The organism is Sulfuricurvum sp., assembly GCF_036279695.1.
Lineage (GTDB): Bacteria > Campylobacterota > Campylobacteria > Campylobacterales > Sulfurimonadaceae > Sulfuricurvum.
Genome location: NZ_DASUIQ010000052.1, coordinates 48,491 through 65,786 on the forward strand (window position 1 = coordinate 48,491; position 17,296 = coordinate 65,786).

Below are 17,296 nucleotides of genomic sequence, written 5' to 3' on the forward strand. Positions count from 1 at the left end.
TTCCTTAGCGATAAATCAGTAAACACGGTGTCGTAAACAAACAAACGAATACCGCCGTTCGAAACAACCCCGGATGCCATACATACGTATAAAAACCGGTATCCGACATGATCCGATCAACCAAAATCTGCACTACGGCACTGAATGCGAAAATCGGTAAAAGGGTCGGCATCTGGATACCGAAGAGCGTTATATCTAACGGCATGAATCCTCCTTGATCAGAGGGAATGTAGTCGAATTAAACACGATCGTCCGTATCAGTGCACATTCAACAATCAGCATCTCATAGCGTTTAAGCGCCCCTCGCTCACTCGGATACGCTCCGCTGCGCAGAGCATGAATCGTCTCATTTAAGGTATTTAGCAAATCTACACGCCCCACATCGGAAGGCTCTTCAAAAAAATCCTTTATGGATTCCAATGCCTTAACCGGAGAGTGAGAATGAAACTGCGGCGGTATCCGATTGAGACTTCGCCGAATGGCTAAAACGGAGCGCCCGATTTCGAGCGTCGCCAGAAGCCATTCGAAAACCAAACGACTGGAGCGCATATTGAGCCGCCCCTGTGTCGAAAACTGCTGGACCAAATCGCGTCCGGTACTTTCCAATGCACTTCTCTCAATCGTTAACTCCCCCTCACACACCCGCACGATCTGACGACGCAGTATTTTTGCAACCCGCTTTTGGGTGAGAGAACAAGACCAAAAGTTGACGAGCAAATAGGCCATCCCGCCAAAGACCACACCGATCAATGCCGCCAAAGAGCTCTCTAAAAATTTGGTTGGGTCTATTTTGTACATAGGATCAAGCGCACATTGGCTCATAAACATAAAGACAAATCCGAATGAAAAAATCGCGAGTTTCGCTCGTGTCGTCATCCATCCGACAAAGGCTAAGACCGGAGCAATAAGAATCCCCAAAGTGAGAAGATCCGACGTGTATGCCGGAATGATAAAAAAATCGTACAATGCGGCAAAACCGAGGGCTAATACAGAGCCTTTAAAAAAATCTTTGACTCCATCGATGGGACTGGGAAGTGTCCCGAGCAATAATCCGATAACCACCGCCATCGTGACCGTAAGGGTCGCATAAGGCCATGCCGTCCATATCCAAAACATCATACTGAGGAGTAATACCCCGCTCCCGCGCAATGCCGCCAAAGCAACCAAAACATTATCGGTATGGGTGGAAAAGCGGACAAATCGGCTCAACTCTTTGCTTGCGGAACCGGATAGACGATGTTTCATCAGGGAAAGATACGTTACACAGTGATTGTGAAGTTCGCTTAATAGACGGATTATCAGATACCCTGCGGAGGTATAGGTATCATCATCTCCATAGCGTACTTGCCCTATCTCATAACGTTCCTGTACTCGGTATTTAGCTTCTAAAAGTTCCCCAATGACACGATTCAAATCCTCAGGATCAACAACGGTATTCGGACGTGTTTGCAAGGCTGATGCGATCGGTGCATACAGATATTCCAAAGCCTGCAATAACGCTTTGTCATCCTCTTGGATTGCCGCAATAATACTTTTGAGAGAATGAAATGTCGTAGAGAGATTCATGTACTCATGATTGAGATGGCTGAAATGCTGACGCTCTTTTTGATCGCTTCCGCTCTCATACGCGCTGTTGATTCGCACAGCGTTAAGCCCGACGACACCGCTCGAAAAACGTGATACCGACGGGTTACTTTCATCAAATTCCGAAAACACCGCCCTCGGATCAGCGAGGGTGGAGAGGATATTGCCGAAACGTTCCCGCTCGGCTGTGAGAAGCGACTCGGAGAGATGGCGCGGAAAAATGATGTCGCTGATAATCGTAGCACACATGATCCCCACCACCACTTCCGAAAAACGCGACACTGCGATGTCAAATACCTCCAACGGGGTCTCGATCACGGGGAGGGCTACAATACAGAGGGTATATCCCGCCAAAACAAATCCATACGATTGGAAATTGCGATATTTAAATCCTGCCGCCGTACAAAGACCGATCCAAAGGGCAAAAAAACCGATAAACCAGATCGGGTCCTGCGCAAAAAATCCCATCATTAACAAGGACATCCCTACTCCGACGATGGTTCCGACGACGCGATAATAGCTTTTCGAAAACACCAACCCGCTTTGCGGCTGCATCACGATAAAAACAGTAAATATCGCGGTTCTCGGATCGGGAAGATTGAGTTTCATCGAGATCCATAATGCGATCAATCCCGCAATCGTCGCTTTGACCATATAGATTAAAATCGGAGCATCGATACTCAGCCATTCGTTGAGTGCACGTCGCCACGGGAGGGCATACACTAGGTTCATAGAGAGGTTAACGGCTCGCATTGGTATCCTCACGGTATCCGCCCCCCAATGCTTTGATCAGATTGATCTGGAGAAGCGTTTTCGTTTCAGTGAGGGATAGTGCCCCAATGTGCCCCTCTTGTACCACTTTTTGGGCGGAGAGATAGGGGAGCTTATGGCTCAACCCGCTCACAACTCTTTTTCGCTCGATCTCCCGATTTGCTGTTTGGGCTTCGATCTCATGGTGATGGAGTTGTTGTTGCCGAGTTAGAAATTTAGATTGTTTTAGGAGCATTACAACCTCGTTCGCCGCTTTGATAACAGCGCCGTTGTATTCATAAACCGACGCGTTATAGTCGCTGAGGCTGTTTTTCAAACGGGCATCTCTCTCACCGCCATCGAACAACGGAAGCGACAAAGCGATCCCAATTGATGGGGTATATGAAGAATGCTCGATGAGTTTTGAAAAACTAAAAGAGGTAAACCCGACCGCACCCGAGAGACTGATATTCGGATAATAGCGTGCTTTCGCCTCTTCGATCGTGTACCCCTTACTCAAAACCGTATATTTTGCTACGGTGACATCGGGACGGCGAGCCAAGAGATCGAGCAGTACCTCTTTCGGGATCGGAAGCGTTGCCATCTCATTGATTTTCGGTCGTTTTAGGGTTTGCGCATACGAGGGGAGAAACCCGCCCAAAACACATAATGCCTCTTTTTTCCCCTCCACAGAGCGTTTTAGCTCCTCTTGGCGCTGTTGAACCTGAAAACGTGCACCTTTTTTATCGTTAATAGCCGTTGCATCGATCAAGCCCAAGCGATACTGTTTTTCGACGATCGCAAGCTCTTGGTTGATCGTTTGCTCCATCTCGCCCAATACCCCCAGTTTTTCTTCATCATAGTTCCATGAAACGTATAGTTCGCATATCGCACTGCTCAGAGCGATTTTAGCCGATTCGATAAAAGCCCTTTGCGCCAAAGCCGTATGGTATGCAGCAGAAATGCGCGATTTTCGCTCATTCCAAAAATCAAAATCGTAATCGAGAGTTAATTGGGGTAGATACTGGATGTTCGTACTCCCACCGAGCGGTGCGGGGAAAATATGGTTTTCACTAAAGCGTTCACGAACCACACTCGCATCAGCACCAATATGAGGGACATTGCGCGATTGAATCGCATCGATGATAGTGTTGGCTTGGGCATATCGTGCTTCGAGCGTCTGTAGGCTCGGTGCATTGAGCAACGATTCATCCACAATCTTGTTCAACTGGGCATCCCCGAAGACACTCCACCAATCTCGCACAAGCTCTCTCTCGCCTATATCGCTCAGTCCAAGGTTTTTTTCCAGATCACCTTTGAGTTGTGATTCTTGGATCGGGGTCGCTTTTTGGATTGCAGGGACACATCCCGAGACAAAAATCAGTGCCGTGAACAGAAGCAGTATCCGTAAATAGTCCATTATTTTGTACTTTTAAGATTCTCGTATATTAGTTGAAGCATATGCGAAAGCTCTCCTTTTTGCGCCGAGGACAATCCGTTTAATGCCTTTTCCATCACATCCTCACCCATTTTTACGAGCAACTCTCGCAATTTTGCCCCCTCAGGAGTAATGGTCACGATGTAGGCTCTTCGATCATTTTCTTTGGCGGTGCGCTTTACCAACCCTTTTAACTCCAATTTATCGAGCATAAGCGTCAGATTGGATTGCTCGAAATAGGTATCCTGTGCCAGCTCTTTTTGAGTCAACCCCTCTTTTTCGGATAAACGGATGAGAATAACCCGATGAGCATACGACAATGCGTAAGGTTTTAACTCATTCTCAAACTCGTTTTTGAGCACGTTACGCGCTTTCGCGATGAGAAAAGCGATCGACTTATCGGATTCGAAGCTCATGAGTATCCTTTGTAAAAATTTTCGGGATTGTAGAGCAGCGGAGCTTAAATAGTTATTATAATAACTATTATGTATATAATTATATTGTCGTCAAATTATTTTGGAGATTTTTGGGCATACGTGAACAAAAGGGTAAAAACAGATCTAGAAATTTTTGCTAAAAAAAAGGGGAGAAGAGTTCCCGCAAATGCGGGAGAGTTTAAAGAGAGTTAGTTGAATTATTTAGGGTAGGTGATTTTTGCTTTTTCACGAAGTGTAGCCATCTTTTTTTCCATGGTTGCTTTAAATTTATCCATTTTCAAACGTTGTTCAATGAAATTTTTGACCTCATCAAAGCTGAGTTTCTTTGCCGCTTTTTTATCTTCGATATAAATAACGTGATAACCGAACTGGCTTTGCACCGGAGTTGATGACATCGTCCCCTCTTTCATAGCGAACGCCGCATCGTTAAATGAAGGAACCATTTGTCCGCGCGGGAAGTAACCGAGGTCTCCCCCTTTTGCCGCGCTAGGTCCGGTAGATTTGGATTTAGCTTGAGCAATAAACTCATTTTTGAGTTTTTCGCCGCTAAGCCCTCTCATACTTTTGATAACCGCTTGCGCTTCCGCTTCACTTTTTACCAAAATATGGCGTGCACGAATTTTTTCTTTGTCCACGAACTCATCCGGATTCGCATCAAAATAGGCTTTAACCTCTTTCGCATCGACTTTGATCGCTTCGAATTGTTGTTGTTCCCATACTTTGGATGCCAATTGCACTTTAAGTCGGCTAACCAATGCTTCAAGCTCTTGTTTATACTCTTTTGAATCCAATACACCGATACGTTTTGCATCGTCATATACCAATTCTTGGGCAATCATCCCCTCAATAATACGTTGACGCAATTCGTTTTGTTTATCGGAAGGGAGAGAATCGAAACGTCCTTGTGTACCTTCAAGCAATACTTTATTGACTTCATCGGAGGTAATTTCATCTCCGTTAACGGTTGCTAAAACTGCGGCAGAAGCACTCGTAGCACTCAACAATAAACCTAAAATCCAAGCGCTGTAATATCGCTTCATTGCTATCCTTGTATTTGCCCCTCTCTTCGAGGGGGATTTGATCTCGGCATTATAATACATTTGTCAGTATAGTACGCAAAAAACAATCAATGTTAAACGATATTTCCTTGACGTTTTTGCTGCGCGATTTTCAAATAGCGATCCATGGTTTGTAAAAGGAAATTTTTATCGATCGGTTTGGCCAAGTGGGCATCCAATCCCGCCGCAACAATTCGTTCCCGATCGCCGATCAAGGCATGTGCCGTGAGGGCGATAACCGGAACATATCCGCGTGAATCACGTTTATCGATCTCTTTGATCAAGCGATTTGCCATCAATCCGTCCATAACCGGCATATCAATATCCATCAAGACCAGATCAAAATGTTCCCTCAAATAGACATCAACCGCTTTTTGACCGTTATCAACCGCGACGACGCGATAATGTTCCTGTAGTAAAATAGTCTCAAGAAGCTTAAGATTGATAAGGTTGTCTTCGGCAACCAATATTTTGATATTGTCGGGTTTGGAGATGCTTTGTACTTCATGAGAGCGTGAAATATACTCTTTCGGCATCATTTTCCAGATAACCGCCAAAGTTTTATGGAGCGAACTCGGTAAAATCGGCAATGTCACGATGGAAGCGACCGAATCGATAATAGCATCGGCTTTATCCCCGTAATCTTGTTTTAATATAGGGACGATTTGTAAACTTGGATATGCCGATTTGAGTGCATCGATCTGTGCTTTAGCCAAATGAGGTACATCCAAAAATAGGACATCACTTTCATGCAACGCCGTATTCACCAAATCATGAATAACTTTTCCTTCGACATGAAAGAGTTCTAAATATTTATAGAGCAAAGCCCCTTGGGTTGTCAATTGATGTTCTTGGGTATAAATAGCCGCACGGGTCCCCTCAACAAAATCAAATGCACCCTCTTCATTCACCTGATGATTTATTCGGAACGAGAAGCGTGACCCTTTTCCGTTCTCTGATGCCAACATCAAATGGGAATCCATCATATCGACGTATTTATGGCTAAGACTAAGCCCGATCCCTAATCCGTCTTTCCCTTTGCGCTGATTTTCCCATGCGGAAGCGAACGGACGCAAGAGCGTTTTAACCCGCTCATTTTCGATCCCGATACCGGTATCGCTCACCGCATACTCAACCTCGACAAAATTCCCCTCTTCTTTGACAATCAGGATTTCGACAAGAACACTTCCCCCCTCATCGGTAAATTTAATACCGTTTTGGATGAGATTACGCAAAATGGCAAGAATTTTATCCTGATCGCCGATCATCGATTTTGGCAAATGCGGGTCGATCAAAAACATCAGCCGAATCTCTTTGGAAAGTGCCAAATCGCAAAATTGCATGGAAAAGTTTTCATACACTTCAAGCGGATTGAACAAACCGAGATTGGTATGGATACTGCCGCTCTCAACCTGCATCAGTTCCAAAAGGTTCTCGATATTGCGCATCATCGAATGGGCACTTCGGCTCGTCATTTGGACGTATTCTTGCTGCCATGAGCTCAAAGGAGAACTTTTTAATAGGTCGGTAAACCCGACAATAGCATTCATCGGAGTACGGAATTCATGCGAGATATTGGTTAAAAATTTATTTTTAAAGTGTTCAAAATAGCGTTCAGCCGCACGCGCCCGCTCAATAATCGACGTATCTCGAAAGACGATACCGACAATCGGATAATCGTCCAGAACAAGGACTTCCGATTTTACGGCAACATCATATTCCAGATCCTCCGCGTGTATTTTTCCCCGATAATCTCCCGATTTAGAGAGGAGATACGATAAGTTGACCCCTTGCGGATCAAACCAATGTTCCAGTGTTTGAACCTCATCCAACGTATCAACATTTAGAAATTCCATCAACGCTTCGTTACAACCGATGAGAGCCCCTGAGAGATCGGTATAGATCATCGGATCAGAGTGCAAATGGGCACATGATGTCATGATATCTATGTTTTTAGCGTGCTCTTCTTGAAAACTTTTAGTGTAAATCATAACGCTGGTCCTTATACATTCACGTGTAGATATTTGTGAAGAACGTACTCAAGCTTTTCCCGTGTCAGCGGTTTAGAGAGATAATCATCCAACCCGCGTCCTAGAATATACTCACGATCGCCTTCCATTGCCAATGCCGTTAATGCGATAATCGGCATCCGCCCTACTTTCGTATATCGCTCTTCCGCTTTAATCTCCTGCGTTGCCAAAATACCGTCTTTAATCGGCATATCAATATCCATAAAGACAATATCAAATGTTTTATCACGGCACATCTCAACCGCTTCATCCCCGTTGGAAACGGCAATAACCGATATTCCGTACTCTTTGAGGAGCAATTTAATCAAACGTTGGTTGATAAGGTTATCTTCAACCACCAAAGCATTTACACCCCGCTGAATCTGAGGAGCACTCACCACGGCCGTTTGAGGAAGATTAAACATCGTCCCTAGATGTTCCAATAACGATGTCGGCAACAACGGTTTAAACAGAGCCGTATCGATCGCATGGAGCATTTTTGCCTGAAGTTTCTCATGCTGTTCCAGCAATAAAACCGTTTTACACTCCCGCTTCATTTGCGCAAGGCTCATCGTCCAATCGCTTTTTTCCTGTGAACCGATGAAATAGACCACTTCGGTATCGTTAAAGATTGTCTCATCCACAGTTTGGGTTTTAGTGACACTCACCCCGAAACTGCGTAGGTAATTGGTCAAATGGTTCGCATCATCGAGCCTTTTTTCATCGATCAATACCACTTTGACATTGTGCGCATTGATCATCGCCATCGCGTGATCGGATGAGCCTTCTAGCGTCAACGCAAAACTAAACGAAGAACCCTTCCCCTCTTCAGAGGCGATTTTAAGCTCTCCCCCCATCAAGGAAATCAACCCGTGCGAAAGACTAAGCCCCACGCCCAATCGGTTATCGGCATGATCCCCTGAGACAAAAGGGCGCGTGATATTGTTTAAATCCGATTTGCTGATCCCTTTTCCGGTATCTTTGACCGTAAAACCGATATTACACGTTCCGATCGTATTGCGTTTGAGCAGCTTGATCTCGACCGTTATACGACCGCCGCTTTGGGTAAATTTCAGAGCATTGTTATAGAGATTATTGATCACTTGTTTGATTTTTCGAACATCTCCGGTGACATAAGTAGGGAGTTTCGGATCGATAAAAAATAAAATTCCGACCCCTTTATCAGCAGCTATCGGGATCGATCCGCGCGCGAGTTCTTCCATTTCGGCGACGATATTAAACTCGCTTTTACTCACCTTTAAACGGCCGTTTTGCATTTGTGCCAAATCGAGAAGATTCTCGATGTTGGACATCAGATTACGGGCTGAACCCTGCACCGAATGGATATATTCAAGCTGTGTCTCATTGGGAGAGGTTTTGGCAAGAAGGTCGACAAACCCTAGAATACCGTTCATCGGGGTACGGAATTCATGTCCGATATTGGATAGAAATTTACTTTTCAGCTGCTCGACTTTTACCACTTCCGCTTTCAAATCCACCAGCTTGCTTTGGTCCTCGAGACGAAGAAGGTATAAATCGCTCCCCCCTTCCTGTATAAGGGTAGACGTAGCCACCATCGTATGCATTTTTCCCGATGTATCGACGATCCCAAGCCCATATCCGTTGGGACAATGCGTTCGGATATAGTCCAACCAGCTTTTGTCAAACTCGGTGAAAACCTCTTCGTCTTCATGGTCAAAAAGCTCACGGATACTTTCGTGATTATTTCGGAGTTGCTCAATGTTTTGGAGAGGTGTCAAATCAAAAAATGCTTTATTGGCTCCGATCCAGCCGTTCTCTTTGGTAAAAAAGAGCAAAGGGTCGGTATCGGTGTCTAACACTTTGTAAAAAAGGTCTTTATTGACCGTCTGATCATTTTCATCGGAAAAATGGTGTTTATTGGTGCCGAACAGATCGCTTAAAAAACGTAATAATCCCAAAATTCTCCCCTTAAATAACGATTTTGTACAGAAATCGCTTATTGTATCACAAAATAATCTGATCTCTTTTTAAATGCTACAATACGACAAAAAAATGGAATCTTTACGATGAAAAAGGCAACAAAAAAAGAGATTGAAGCGATCAAAGATATTTTTGTTAAACGCTATTCCAATGCGGTTACGGAGCTATATTATTCCAATGCTTATGAATTAGTGATCGCCGTCGCCCTCTCCGCCCAATGCACCGACAAGCGGGTCAATCTCATCACCCCTGCGCTGTTCAAAGCCTATCCGACCCCCGAAGCACTCGCGAGTGCCGATATTGAAGAGGTAAAAAACCTCATCCAAAGCTGCTCGTTTTTCAATAATAAAGCAATTAATCTCATCGCCATGGCAAAACGGGTCGTCGATGTCTACGCAGGTGTGATCCCGCTGGATGAAAAAGAGCTGGTAACCCTCGCCGGAGTCGGACAAAAAACAGCGCATGTCGTATTAATCGAATACACGGGGGCAAACCTGATGGCCGTCGATACCCATGTTTTTCGGGTCAGCCACCGTTTGGGGCTAAGCGATGATGCAAGCGCGATTGCTACCGAAGAGACGTTGGTTAAAAAATTCAAAACAAACCTCCACCAGCTCCATCAGGGGCTTGTCCTCTTCGGACGCTATATCTGCACCGCCAAAAATCCCAAATGCGATACCGAATGCTTTGTCAAAGAGTTTTGCAAAAGTAAGGACGGGTTTAAACCCAGATAAGATACAATAACCGCATGAAAAAACAGACCCTATTATTTTTACTGCCGATTTTATTTGCAGGATGTTTCAATGATCGCGGAATCAGTCTTCGTTATTACAACGACTGTGAAGAGTACTATGATGCCCAAGGGTATTATCACAAACAGTGCGATAAAAACATGATTGAATACTCTGACATTACCAATGCGCTGGAGTCTACTCAAGACCCCTCTAAGGGAAGCGTTCGATAGAGGCTATTTGATCGCGATAAATGTCGCGAAATTAGCCCATCTAAAAAGGACTTCGCACGTTTTAAATCCGCTGTTTTTTGCCATTTGGATGTTTTCGTTCATCGTATAAGGGATGAGGACATTTTCAAGCGCTTCGCGTTTTTGAACGATTTCGTATTCGCTGTACCCCTGTACTTTTTTAAACTCATAGTAGCAATCGATCAGCTCTTTATTCAGCTTCGGATCTTCGCTCACCACTTTTTCGCTGAAAATGAAAACGCCCCCCTCATTCAAAGCGTCACTGATCGTCCGAATCAACGTATCGCGTACCATCGGTCGGATAAACTGCAACGTATAGTTACTGATAATCACCTGTGCGCGTTCATAAGGAAAGGTGAGAATATCCCCCTCATTGAGTTCAATCTGCGAACCGTAGGCTTCGATTTTTTTACGGGCATGGGAGATCATGGCGGAAGAGTTATCGATACCCACCAGCCGTACCTCTTTATCGTGTCCTAGGGCGCGCTCGATCTCCAAAAGCAGTGAAGCGGTCGAGCACCCTAAATCGTATACGATCCCCCCCTCTTCGAGAGCGTTTAGGGCAAATCGTTTTGTCAGTGATTGCGACTCTTTGTAAAAAGGGACCGAGCGAATGAGCATGTCATCAAAGACGGCAGCGACATCGGCATCAAATTCGAACTGTTTCGAGATGGGTTTGGTAAATAGGGTATCGGTTTTCATAAAGGATATTGTAGCGTAAAGGTAAGCGGTTTCGAGGAGCACACTAAGTGACGAAACAAATGTTTGTGCCCCTCAAAAGGTTAAAAAGCAATTTTCAGTCCATTACACTCAAAAGAGTGTCGAAACTCCGTTGTCCCCATTTTTTTTCCCTTTGGTCGGCTGAGATTTTGTCTCTCCGAAAAAGGTGATTTCATTTTCACGCAAGATACGGATGATATTCGTCGTCCCCGGAGTGCCGATCGGATAGCCCGCCGTAAAGATATAGGTATTTTTCTTATCGATAATATTCCGTTTCAAGCCGCTTTGGATAATGTCGCCGAGCATATCCTCGATACGCCCTTTTTTGATCAGATACGCCGGAACAACGCCCCACACGATCGTCAGCAGCCTAGCGACCCTCTCTTCATGCGTCGCCGCATAGATCGTCATTTTCGGACGGTAGCGGGAGAGTTTTTTAGCCGATGCACCCGATGCGCTCATCGCAATGATCCCCTCGGCGTTGAGGGAATCCCCCAGCCGTACCGCCGATTCATTGACCCGATCCATCACATCGTCATACCCGAAGTTAAATTTTTCATACGGATAAATCTCTTCAATAGAGCGAATCGTGTTCACCATCGTCTCCACGACCAATACCGGATTATGTCCCACCGCACTCTCCTCTGAGAGCATGACCGCATCAGTACCATCGAGTACCGCATTGGCAACGTCACTGATCTCAGCCCGTGTCGCGGACTCTTTTTCGGTCATCGACAAAAGCATCTGGGTCGCCGTAATAACCGGTTTTGAGTGAGCATTCGCTTTTTCGATTAACATTTTTTGAATCGTAGGAACGCGGTAGTAGGGGACTTCTATCCCTAAATCTCCCCGTGCTACCATCAACCCGTCCGAATGGCGCAAAATCTCATCAATATTTTCAATCGCATCAAATTTTTCAATTTTTGCGATCAGTTGAACCTCTCCGCCGTAGGCATGGACAACTTCACGGGCATTGATCATATCTTGTGCGTTTTGGACAAACGAGATCGCCATAAAATCGATCCCGTTTGCGATTCCCCATCCCATATCCACTTTGTCTTTTTCGGTCAAAATATCGATCCCTAAGCGGGTATTGGGAAAATTGATCCCTTTATTAGACGAAAGCTTCCCTTTATTCTCAATCTTCGCCTGTACGTATTGATTATTGATTTCGACGATACGCGCACGGATAAGACCGTCATACAGATAGATAAAATCTCCGATATTCAGCATTTTGAGAATCGCACTTTGATTGATCGACAGACGGTAGCGCTTATCGGCGATTTTCTCACCGAGGCAACTCTCATACTGAAAATCAAGAAGATCTCCCGATTCGAGCTGAAACTCCTCTTTTAACTTTTCTACACGAATTTTAGGTCCGCTGATGTCTTGCATCACCCCGACGATCAACCCCGTTTGCCGCATAGCGGTACGTATGTTTTCCAATACTTGAGAATGGTATTCATGTGTTCCATGGGAGAAATTGAGGCGAAAAACATTAACCCCTGCTTTGATAAGCTCCGCAAGGGTCTCCACGTTATCCGAAGCGGGACCGACCGTTGCTAAAATTTTAGTTCGTTTTTGCATAAGCGTCACCTTATCGTAGTAATATTCGGAAATAGTAACACACTTTAATATCATTGAGTAACGTGTAACGATGAAGTTTCAACCAATCTCAGTGATTTTAGACTACAATTAACCTATTAAAGTTTAATAGGTACCCTAACGCATGAGCAAAAGAGCCATCCATACCGATATTGTCCTCATTGATATTATCGACTTCTCCCGTCTGAGTATGGACAAACAACTCGAAATAATCTCTTACCTCTCCCTCACCTATAAAAAGATGATCCAAAAAATGCTCAAATCTTCGGGTATCTCGATGGATAAGATGATACAGGGGATGATCCCGACGGGGGACGGTTTTTACTGTATCCTGCACCCCTCCTTGCGAGGATTCGGACCTATATTAGGACTCTCCTTTATCCATTTTTCCGATTTTATCGCAAAAGATTACCCCTATTTCAAAGGGATTCGTGTTGCCGTACATACCGGAAAAATACACCGTTTCGAAGATATACTGGGGCAAGACAACTATGTGGGGGACGGCTTAAATGAGTGTGCGAGGTACGTGGACATCAAAAACCTTGTCTCCAATACCGTTATCATCTCCGATAAAGCGTATACCTCGTTAGAAGAGTTTTTAGAAGCACATCAGGATTATCGCCGCCTTTTAGAACAATGTGAATTTCGCCATAGCTCGGTACATACGTTTCAAGACAAACACAATATCACCCATCAAGGGTATCTTATCTGGGTACGAAAAGGGGGGATCATCCCTCCTCCTCGTCCTACTTGGCTCACCCCGCCTAAAAAATCGTAACCCAAGGAGAGATTTTTTGGATACCATAACACCACTACAATCTGTAAGGAGGATACATGCGTTTTAGCGTCGATGAATATGCCAAAACCTTTAAAATGTCCAAAGAGATGATTCAAAACAAGCTCCGAACCAAACGGCTTAACTATATCATCGAAGGGGGAATCACCTATATTATCGTCCCCCGAAGTTCTTTGGATGAAGAGAAACGTCGCGAACTCTCCCAGAGTGCCAAACCGCTCTCACCGCCTCCTGCCCCGCAGAAAACGACCGTCGGAATGATTATCGCTCTCTATCAAAAAGAGAACCAACAGCTAAAGATCAAGATAAAAGAACTCGAAGCAAAAATCGACCGATTGGTAAACGATAAAGAGCAGATGTTGATCGCAGAACGCGAACGGATCGAAGAGATTTACACGGCAAAAGATGAACAGCTCAAAAACCTATTGGACGTTATCAATACCAAACTGCTCCTCTCGCAAGAGAATAAAGTGCATGACGTCGATATAACCGCCACCCCTATCGCACCCTCGATTTCGAACGGTGTCATTGAACTGAAACGCTATCTCAAATTTATCGGTATGAGTTCAACGGAACGAAAAGCGGTAAAACGCCGTTTTGAGCTTGCGTATGGGAGCGACATCCGTGTCATCCAAAAAGAGGGAGAATTTTACGTCGATCTCTCCAAATACGACTACACCGATTTCCTCTCCTAAGGGGTATTTTCCTCACCCCTGCCTCTATTGCATACATAATCCTCACCTTTATCAATCTTAAATTTCTCCACCTTACGATCAGCATCGCTTTTTAACGTCTACCTCCGTTCAACATTCATCATCGTAGATTTTTTACGCCAAATTCAATACGGTTTTCCGTATGTTTAATACGTTTAATGCATTTTAATAGTTGGAATAGTTAATGCTTTGTATGAATATATGTTGTTTTGATACATATATGTGATATTTATATGTAATTTTAACTATATTTTATACGTTTTAATGTTTATTTTAAGAAAAGGATATTACAATGGAGCGATGGAAATGAGTGATCTTTTTAATCTTCTTCACAATGCCGTCGAGGCAGAACGCAACGGGAAGAAGATTTCCCAAAAAGAGATGGCTCAGGAGCTGGGAATCTCTATGCGGACGTATCAAGACTGGCGATTGGGAAATGCCAAACCCCAAGCCGCCAAAGCGGTCTTGGAGATGCTGGGGATGCTTGAAGACGATGAGATCATTCGTGTCGTGCGAAAAATTAATAAGTTAGGACAAAAATCATGAGCAGTTTGAGTGAACAAGAACGTATCGGATTGGAAGAGGTGTTTTTATCTATATCTTCATCACGTAACATGGTGGAAAAATGGTCCCTGTGGAGTAAAAATTTCACTATCGATTTTAATACTAAAAAATGGACATCCCCTCTAACTTTCTCTCGTCACTCAAAAAATTGGCTAAAAAACACTCTTAAAAACCACAAAATAACAAAACTATTCAATAAAATGCAAAAAAGAAGAAAAATTTAAGGTAAGAGATATTAAAGTATTCGCGGCTAAAACATTTTTCCCCGCTTACTCGCGTTTGCGGAGGTTTTGAGTGTTATTCGCATATCTAAGATTAAGGGCAATAAATGAATAAAGCGCAATTCGTAGAATTGGTTCAAAAAAGTGGTAGTTACAAAACTAAAGTTGAAGCTGAAACAGCTATCAAAGCTTTCACTGAAGCGGTAACTGCAGCTCTTGTTAAAAAAGAAGAAGTTTCTTTGGTTGGATTCGGAAGTTTTTCATCTACTCTTCAAAAAGGGAAAAGCGGAAAAGTTCCTGGTACTAACAAAACTTACAGTACTGCTGACAAAATGGTTCCAAAATTCAAACCGGGCAAAAGTCTTAAAGACAGCGTAGAAGCCGGTAAATAATTACCCCTTAATATGTTCGAGGGTTTAATCCCTCGGCTTATTTCCTCCCCATTAATATCTCCCGTTTCCTTTATTGCAAACAAATTCGGTTATAATTATTCAAAAGTCTAATTGTCTTTAGCAGACGGACTCAAGCTCGCAGGAGAGAATATAGGTGTTTTCTTTTTTAACCCGCTTTTTTCAAAAAAATATCCCACTTGAAGAAATACAACCTGAGAGTACCAATCGCTTACCCATCGATACTATTCACAGCATTGCCCAAGAGGAAGATGGTCTTTTTTTCGAAAATTTTAATCTTTTTTACCAAGACAAACGATTGAAAATCGATTTATTACTCTTTTTACCCTATCGAGGACTCTATTTCGCAGAAGCGATCTCTTGGGATTTTACTGCGCTTCAAGATATGAGTATTGAACGCTCCTCCCAAAAAAGCAAAAAGAGAGCTTCCACCCATTTAGAGGAAACCGCATCGGCTATTCATCAAAAACTCGAAGACATCCTCTCTTTTGACTCCACGGTATGTGAACGCTTTTTTTGGATGAACCGTTTAAACGAAGATGAGTTTGATCGTTTGGACCCTTCATTTCATGCCCTCCTCCCGAAAGAGAGGCTTATTTTTAACGATTCATCCAAAGAGTCCATTCGGTATAAACTCGATTCACTGGCCCAAAAACGGGATGAGCCCTACTCTACCCTCAAGATCATGGGTTCGCTTCAGTCACATACCTTGATCCTCCCATCAGAAGAGAATCCGTACGGACAATTTCTTTCCGAAGAGCAGCTCACCTTTCTTGAAACCGATTTTACCGATACCGTTACCACTCTTTTCGGTGAACATAACAGCGGAAAAAGCAGTGCAATCATCCGCAAAGCCCTCTTAACGCTTCTGAGCAATCCAAAAGAGAATGTACTCATCATTACCCCCACCCTCATAGGGGGAGAAATCCTACGCCATGAGCTTATCTCTTTACTGGAATACGGCGCACTGAGTATCGATTTCAACTGTTTGCATTTTTACACCCCTCGCGATACAGAGACCCTAACGCAGATGGATATATTTCAATCCGCCTCCTCTATTTTATGCGATGATTCCCATCTGCTCGAAAAGGGGTTTATCGACGCCTTGCTGGAACATAGAGAAAAACGTTGGATTCTCCTCTCTATGCACAACAACTATACCCCGATCAGCAATTCATCCATCATCTTCTACAATCATTATCAAAAAAATATACACTACCGAAAGCTCCCCGCCAATACGACAAATGTTCTTATGACCTTGCTTTTAGAATTGAGAGGGCAGTTACTCTCATCCTCTCCTGAACGTGTGATGGTCATTTTAGAAAGCGACAAACAGCTGATGCTCTACAAAGAGGGGATCGATGAGTATTTTGACATCAAGAGCCGCATACTGAGCAAAGAGTTTAGCTTACAATATCAAAACCTTGATAATCTCATTCTAACCACACCGGAATACACCTATGGTCTGCATGTAGCCCATGTCTACTTTATCGTATCCGATGAAATAGACAACTACACCTATGCACTAAGCCGAGCGTCAGAAAGTGCGACTATAATCTCTGTTTCAAAACCCGAAGAGGTAGAAGATGACCTCATATCTATATCATCTGCACAGGAGTCTTAATGCGTTTACTACTTACCTTATTGTTGGCGGCGACCTTCTCATTTGCCGCTTCTCACCCGAAAGTTTTGCTTCAAACAACCCAAGGGGATATTACCTTGGAACTGTATGATGATGTCGCTCCGCTTGCGGTTGAAAACTTTACCGGTCTTGTCAAGAACGGCTATTACAACAATCTGACCTTCCACCGTATCATCAAAAACTTTATGGTGCAAGGGGGCGATCCGACCGGAACCGGTATGGGCGGCGAATCGATCTGGAAAAAACCGTTCAAAGATGAATTCAAATCGGGGGTCGTATTTGATAAATCCGGTGTTTTGGCAATGGCAAATGCAGGGCCTCGTACCAACGGAAGCCAATTTTTTATTACTACGGCACCTACCCCGTGGCTCAACGGGTATCACACGATATTCGGTCGCGTCATCA

At 44.0% G+C, this 17,296-nt stretch carries 18 protein-coding genes; 9 read left to right on the forward strand and 9 right to left on the reverse strand.

Going from position 1 to position 17,296, the window contains the following annotated elements; all coding sequences use genetic code 11:
• Positions 1-4 precede the first annotated feature (4 nt).
• The 7 genes from VFW36_RS05355 to VFW36_RS05385 form a co-directional block, all read right to left on the reverse strand.
• Positions 5-205: a DUF1656 domain-containing protein gene (locus VFW36_RS05355; protein ID WP_329657782.1), complete on the reverse strand. Its 201-nt coding sequence runs from the start codon at positions 203-205 to the stop codon at positions 5-7.
• Entirely contained in the window at positions 196-2,337 is a 2,142-nt protein-coding gene (locus VFW36_RS05360; RefSeq protein ID WP_329657783.1) for an FUSC family protein, read from the reverse strand. Before VFW36_RS05360 ends, VFW36_RS05355 begins: the two co-directional genes overlap by 10 nt.
• Positions 2,324-3,754 carry an efflux transporter outer membrane subunit gene (locus VFW36_RS05365; protein WP_329657784.1) on the reverse strand — a complete coding sequence of 477 codons (1,431 nt, stop codon included), beginning with the start codon at positions 3,752-3,754 and terminating at the stop codon, positions 2,324-2,326. The genes VFW36_RS05360 and VFW36_RS05365 overlap by 14 nt, the downstream gene beginning before the upstream one ends.
• A complete protein-coding gene (locus VFW36_RS05370) occupies positions 3,754-4,188 on the reverse strand; it encodes a MarR family transcriptional regulator (protein WP_329657785.1) in 435 nt (144 codons plus the stop codon). The genes VFW36_RS05365 and VFW36_RS05370 overlap by 1 nt, the downstream gene beginning before the upstream one ends.
• A 218-nt stretch (positions 4,189-4,406) precedes the next feature.
• Entirely contained in the window at positions 4,407-5,249 is an 843-nt protein-coding gene (locus tag VFW36_RS05375) for a peptidyl-prolyl cis-trans isomerase (protein WP_329657786.1), read from the reverse strand.
• A gap of 92 nt (positions 5,250-5,341) precedes the next feature.
• Positions 5,342-7,258 (reverse strand): response regulator, encoded by a 1,917-nt coding sequence (locus tag VFW36_RS05380; RefSeq protein WP_329657787.1) that lies wholly within the window; start codon positions 7,256-7,258, stop codon positions 5,342-5,344.
• An 11-nt stretch (positions 7,259-7,269) separates the two neighbouring features.
• The gene (locus VFW36_RS05385) at positions 7,270-9,216 is read right to left on the reverse strand and encodes a response regulator (protein ID WP_329657788.1); all 1,947 of its coding nucleotides are present in this window, start codon (positions 9,214-9,216) and stop codon (positions 7,270-7,272) included.
• A 108-nt stretch (positions 9,217-9,324) separates the two neighbouring features.
• Between VFW36_RS05385 and nth the strand changes: the two genes are divergently transcribed.
• Both nth and VFW36_RS05395 read left to right on the forward strand, forming a co-directional pair.
• Entirely contained in the window at positions 9,325-9,972 is a 648-nt protein-coding gene (gene nth / locus VFW36_RS05390; protein WP_329657789.1) for an endonuclease III, read from the forward strand.
• Positions 9,973-9,986: 14 nt separating this feature from the next.
• The gene (locus VFW36_RS05395) at positions 9,987-10,202 is read left to right on the forward strand and encodes a hypothetical protein (RefSeq protein ID WP_329657790.1); all 216 of its coding nucleotides are present in this window, start codon (positions 9,987-9,989) and stop codon (positions 10,200-10,202) included.
• Between the two features lie 3 nt (positions 10,203-10,205).
• Here VFW36_RS05395 and cmoA read toward each other — a convergent pair whose 3' ends face one another.
• Both cmoA and pyk read right to left on the reverse strand, forming a co-directional pair.
• Positions 10,206-10,922 (reverse strand): carboxy-S-adenosyl-L-methionine synthase CmoA, encoded by a 717-nt coding sequence (gene cmoA / locus VFW36_RS05400; protein WP_329657791.1) that lies wholly within the window; start codon positions 10,920-10,922, stop codon positions 10,206-10,208.
• 108 nt (positions 10,923-11,030) lie between these two features.
• Entirely contained in the window at positions 11,031-12,527 is a 1,497-nt protein-coding gene (gene pyk / locus VFW36_RS05405; RefSeq protein WP_329657792.1) for a pyruvate kinase, read from the reverse strand.
• Between the two features lie 142 nt (positions 12,528-12,669).
• Here pyk and VFW36_RS05410 point away from each other — a divergent pair, with 142 nt between their 5' ends.
• From VFW36_RS05410 to VFW36_RS05440, 7 genes are all read left to right on the forward strand, one after another.
• Positions 12,670-13,323: a hypothetical protein gene (locus VFW36_RS05410; RefSeq protein WP_329657793.1), complete on the forward strand. Its 654-nt coding sequence runs from the start codon at positions 12,670-12,672 to the stop codon at positions 13,321-13,323.
• Positions 13,324-13,379: 56 nt separating this feature from the next.
• Entirely contained in the window at positions 13,380-14,036 is a 657-nt protein-coding gene (locus VFW36_RS05415; protein ID WP_329657794.1) for a hypothetical protein, read from the forward strand.
• Between the two features lie 318 nt (positions 14,037-14,354).
• Positions 14,355-14,600, forward strand: coding sequence for a helix-turn-helix transcriptional regulator (locus VFW36_RS05420; protein ID WP_329657795.1), 246 nt, complete (start codon positions 14,355-14,357; stop codon positions 14,598-14,600).
• A complete protein-coding gene (locus tag VFW36_RS05425; protein WP_329657796.1) occupies positions 14,597-14,842 on the forward strand; it encodes a hypothetical protein in 246 nt (81 codons plus the stop codon). Before VFW36_RS05420 ends, VFW36_RS05425 begins: the two co-directional genes overlap by 4 nt.
• 104 nt (positions 14,843-14,946) lie before the next feature.
• Positions 14,947-15,231 (forward strand): HU family DNA-binding protein, encoded by a 285-nt coding sequence (locus tag VFW36_RS05430; protein ID WP_329657797.1) that lies wholly within the window; start codon positions 14,947-14,949, stop codon positions 15,229-15,231.
• 154 nt (positions 15,232-15,385) lie between these two features.
• Positions 15,386-16,873 (forward strand): hypothetical protein, encoded by a 1,488-nt coding sequence (locus VFW36_RS05435; RefSeq protein WP_329657798.1) that lies wholly within the window; start codon positions 15,386-15,388, stop codon positions 16,871-16,873.
• The coding region (locus tag VFW36_RS05440) for a peptidylprolyl isomerase (RefSeq protein WP_329657799.1) at positions 16,873-17,296 on the forward strand (424 nt) is incomplete at its 3' end. The genes VFW36_RS05435 and VFW36_RS05440, both read left to right, overlap by 1 nt.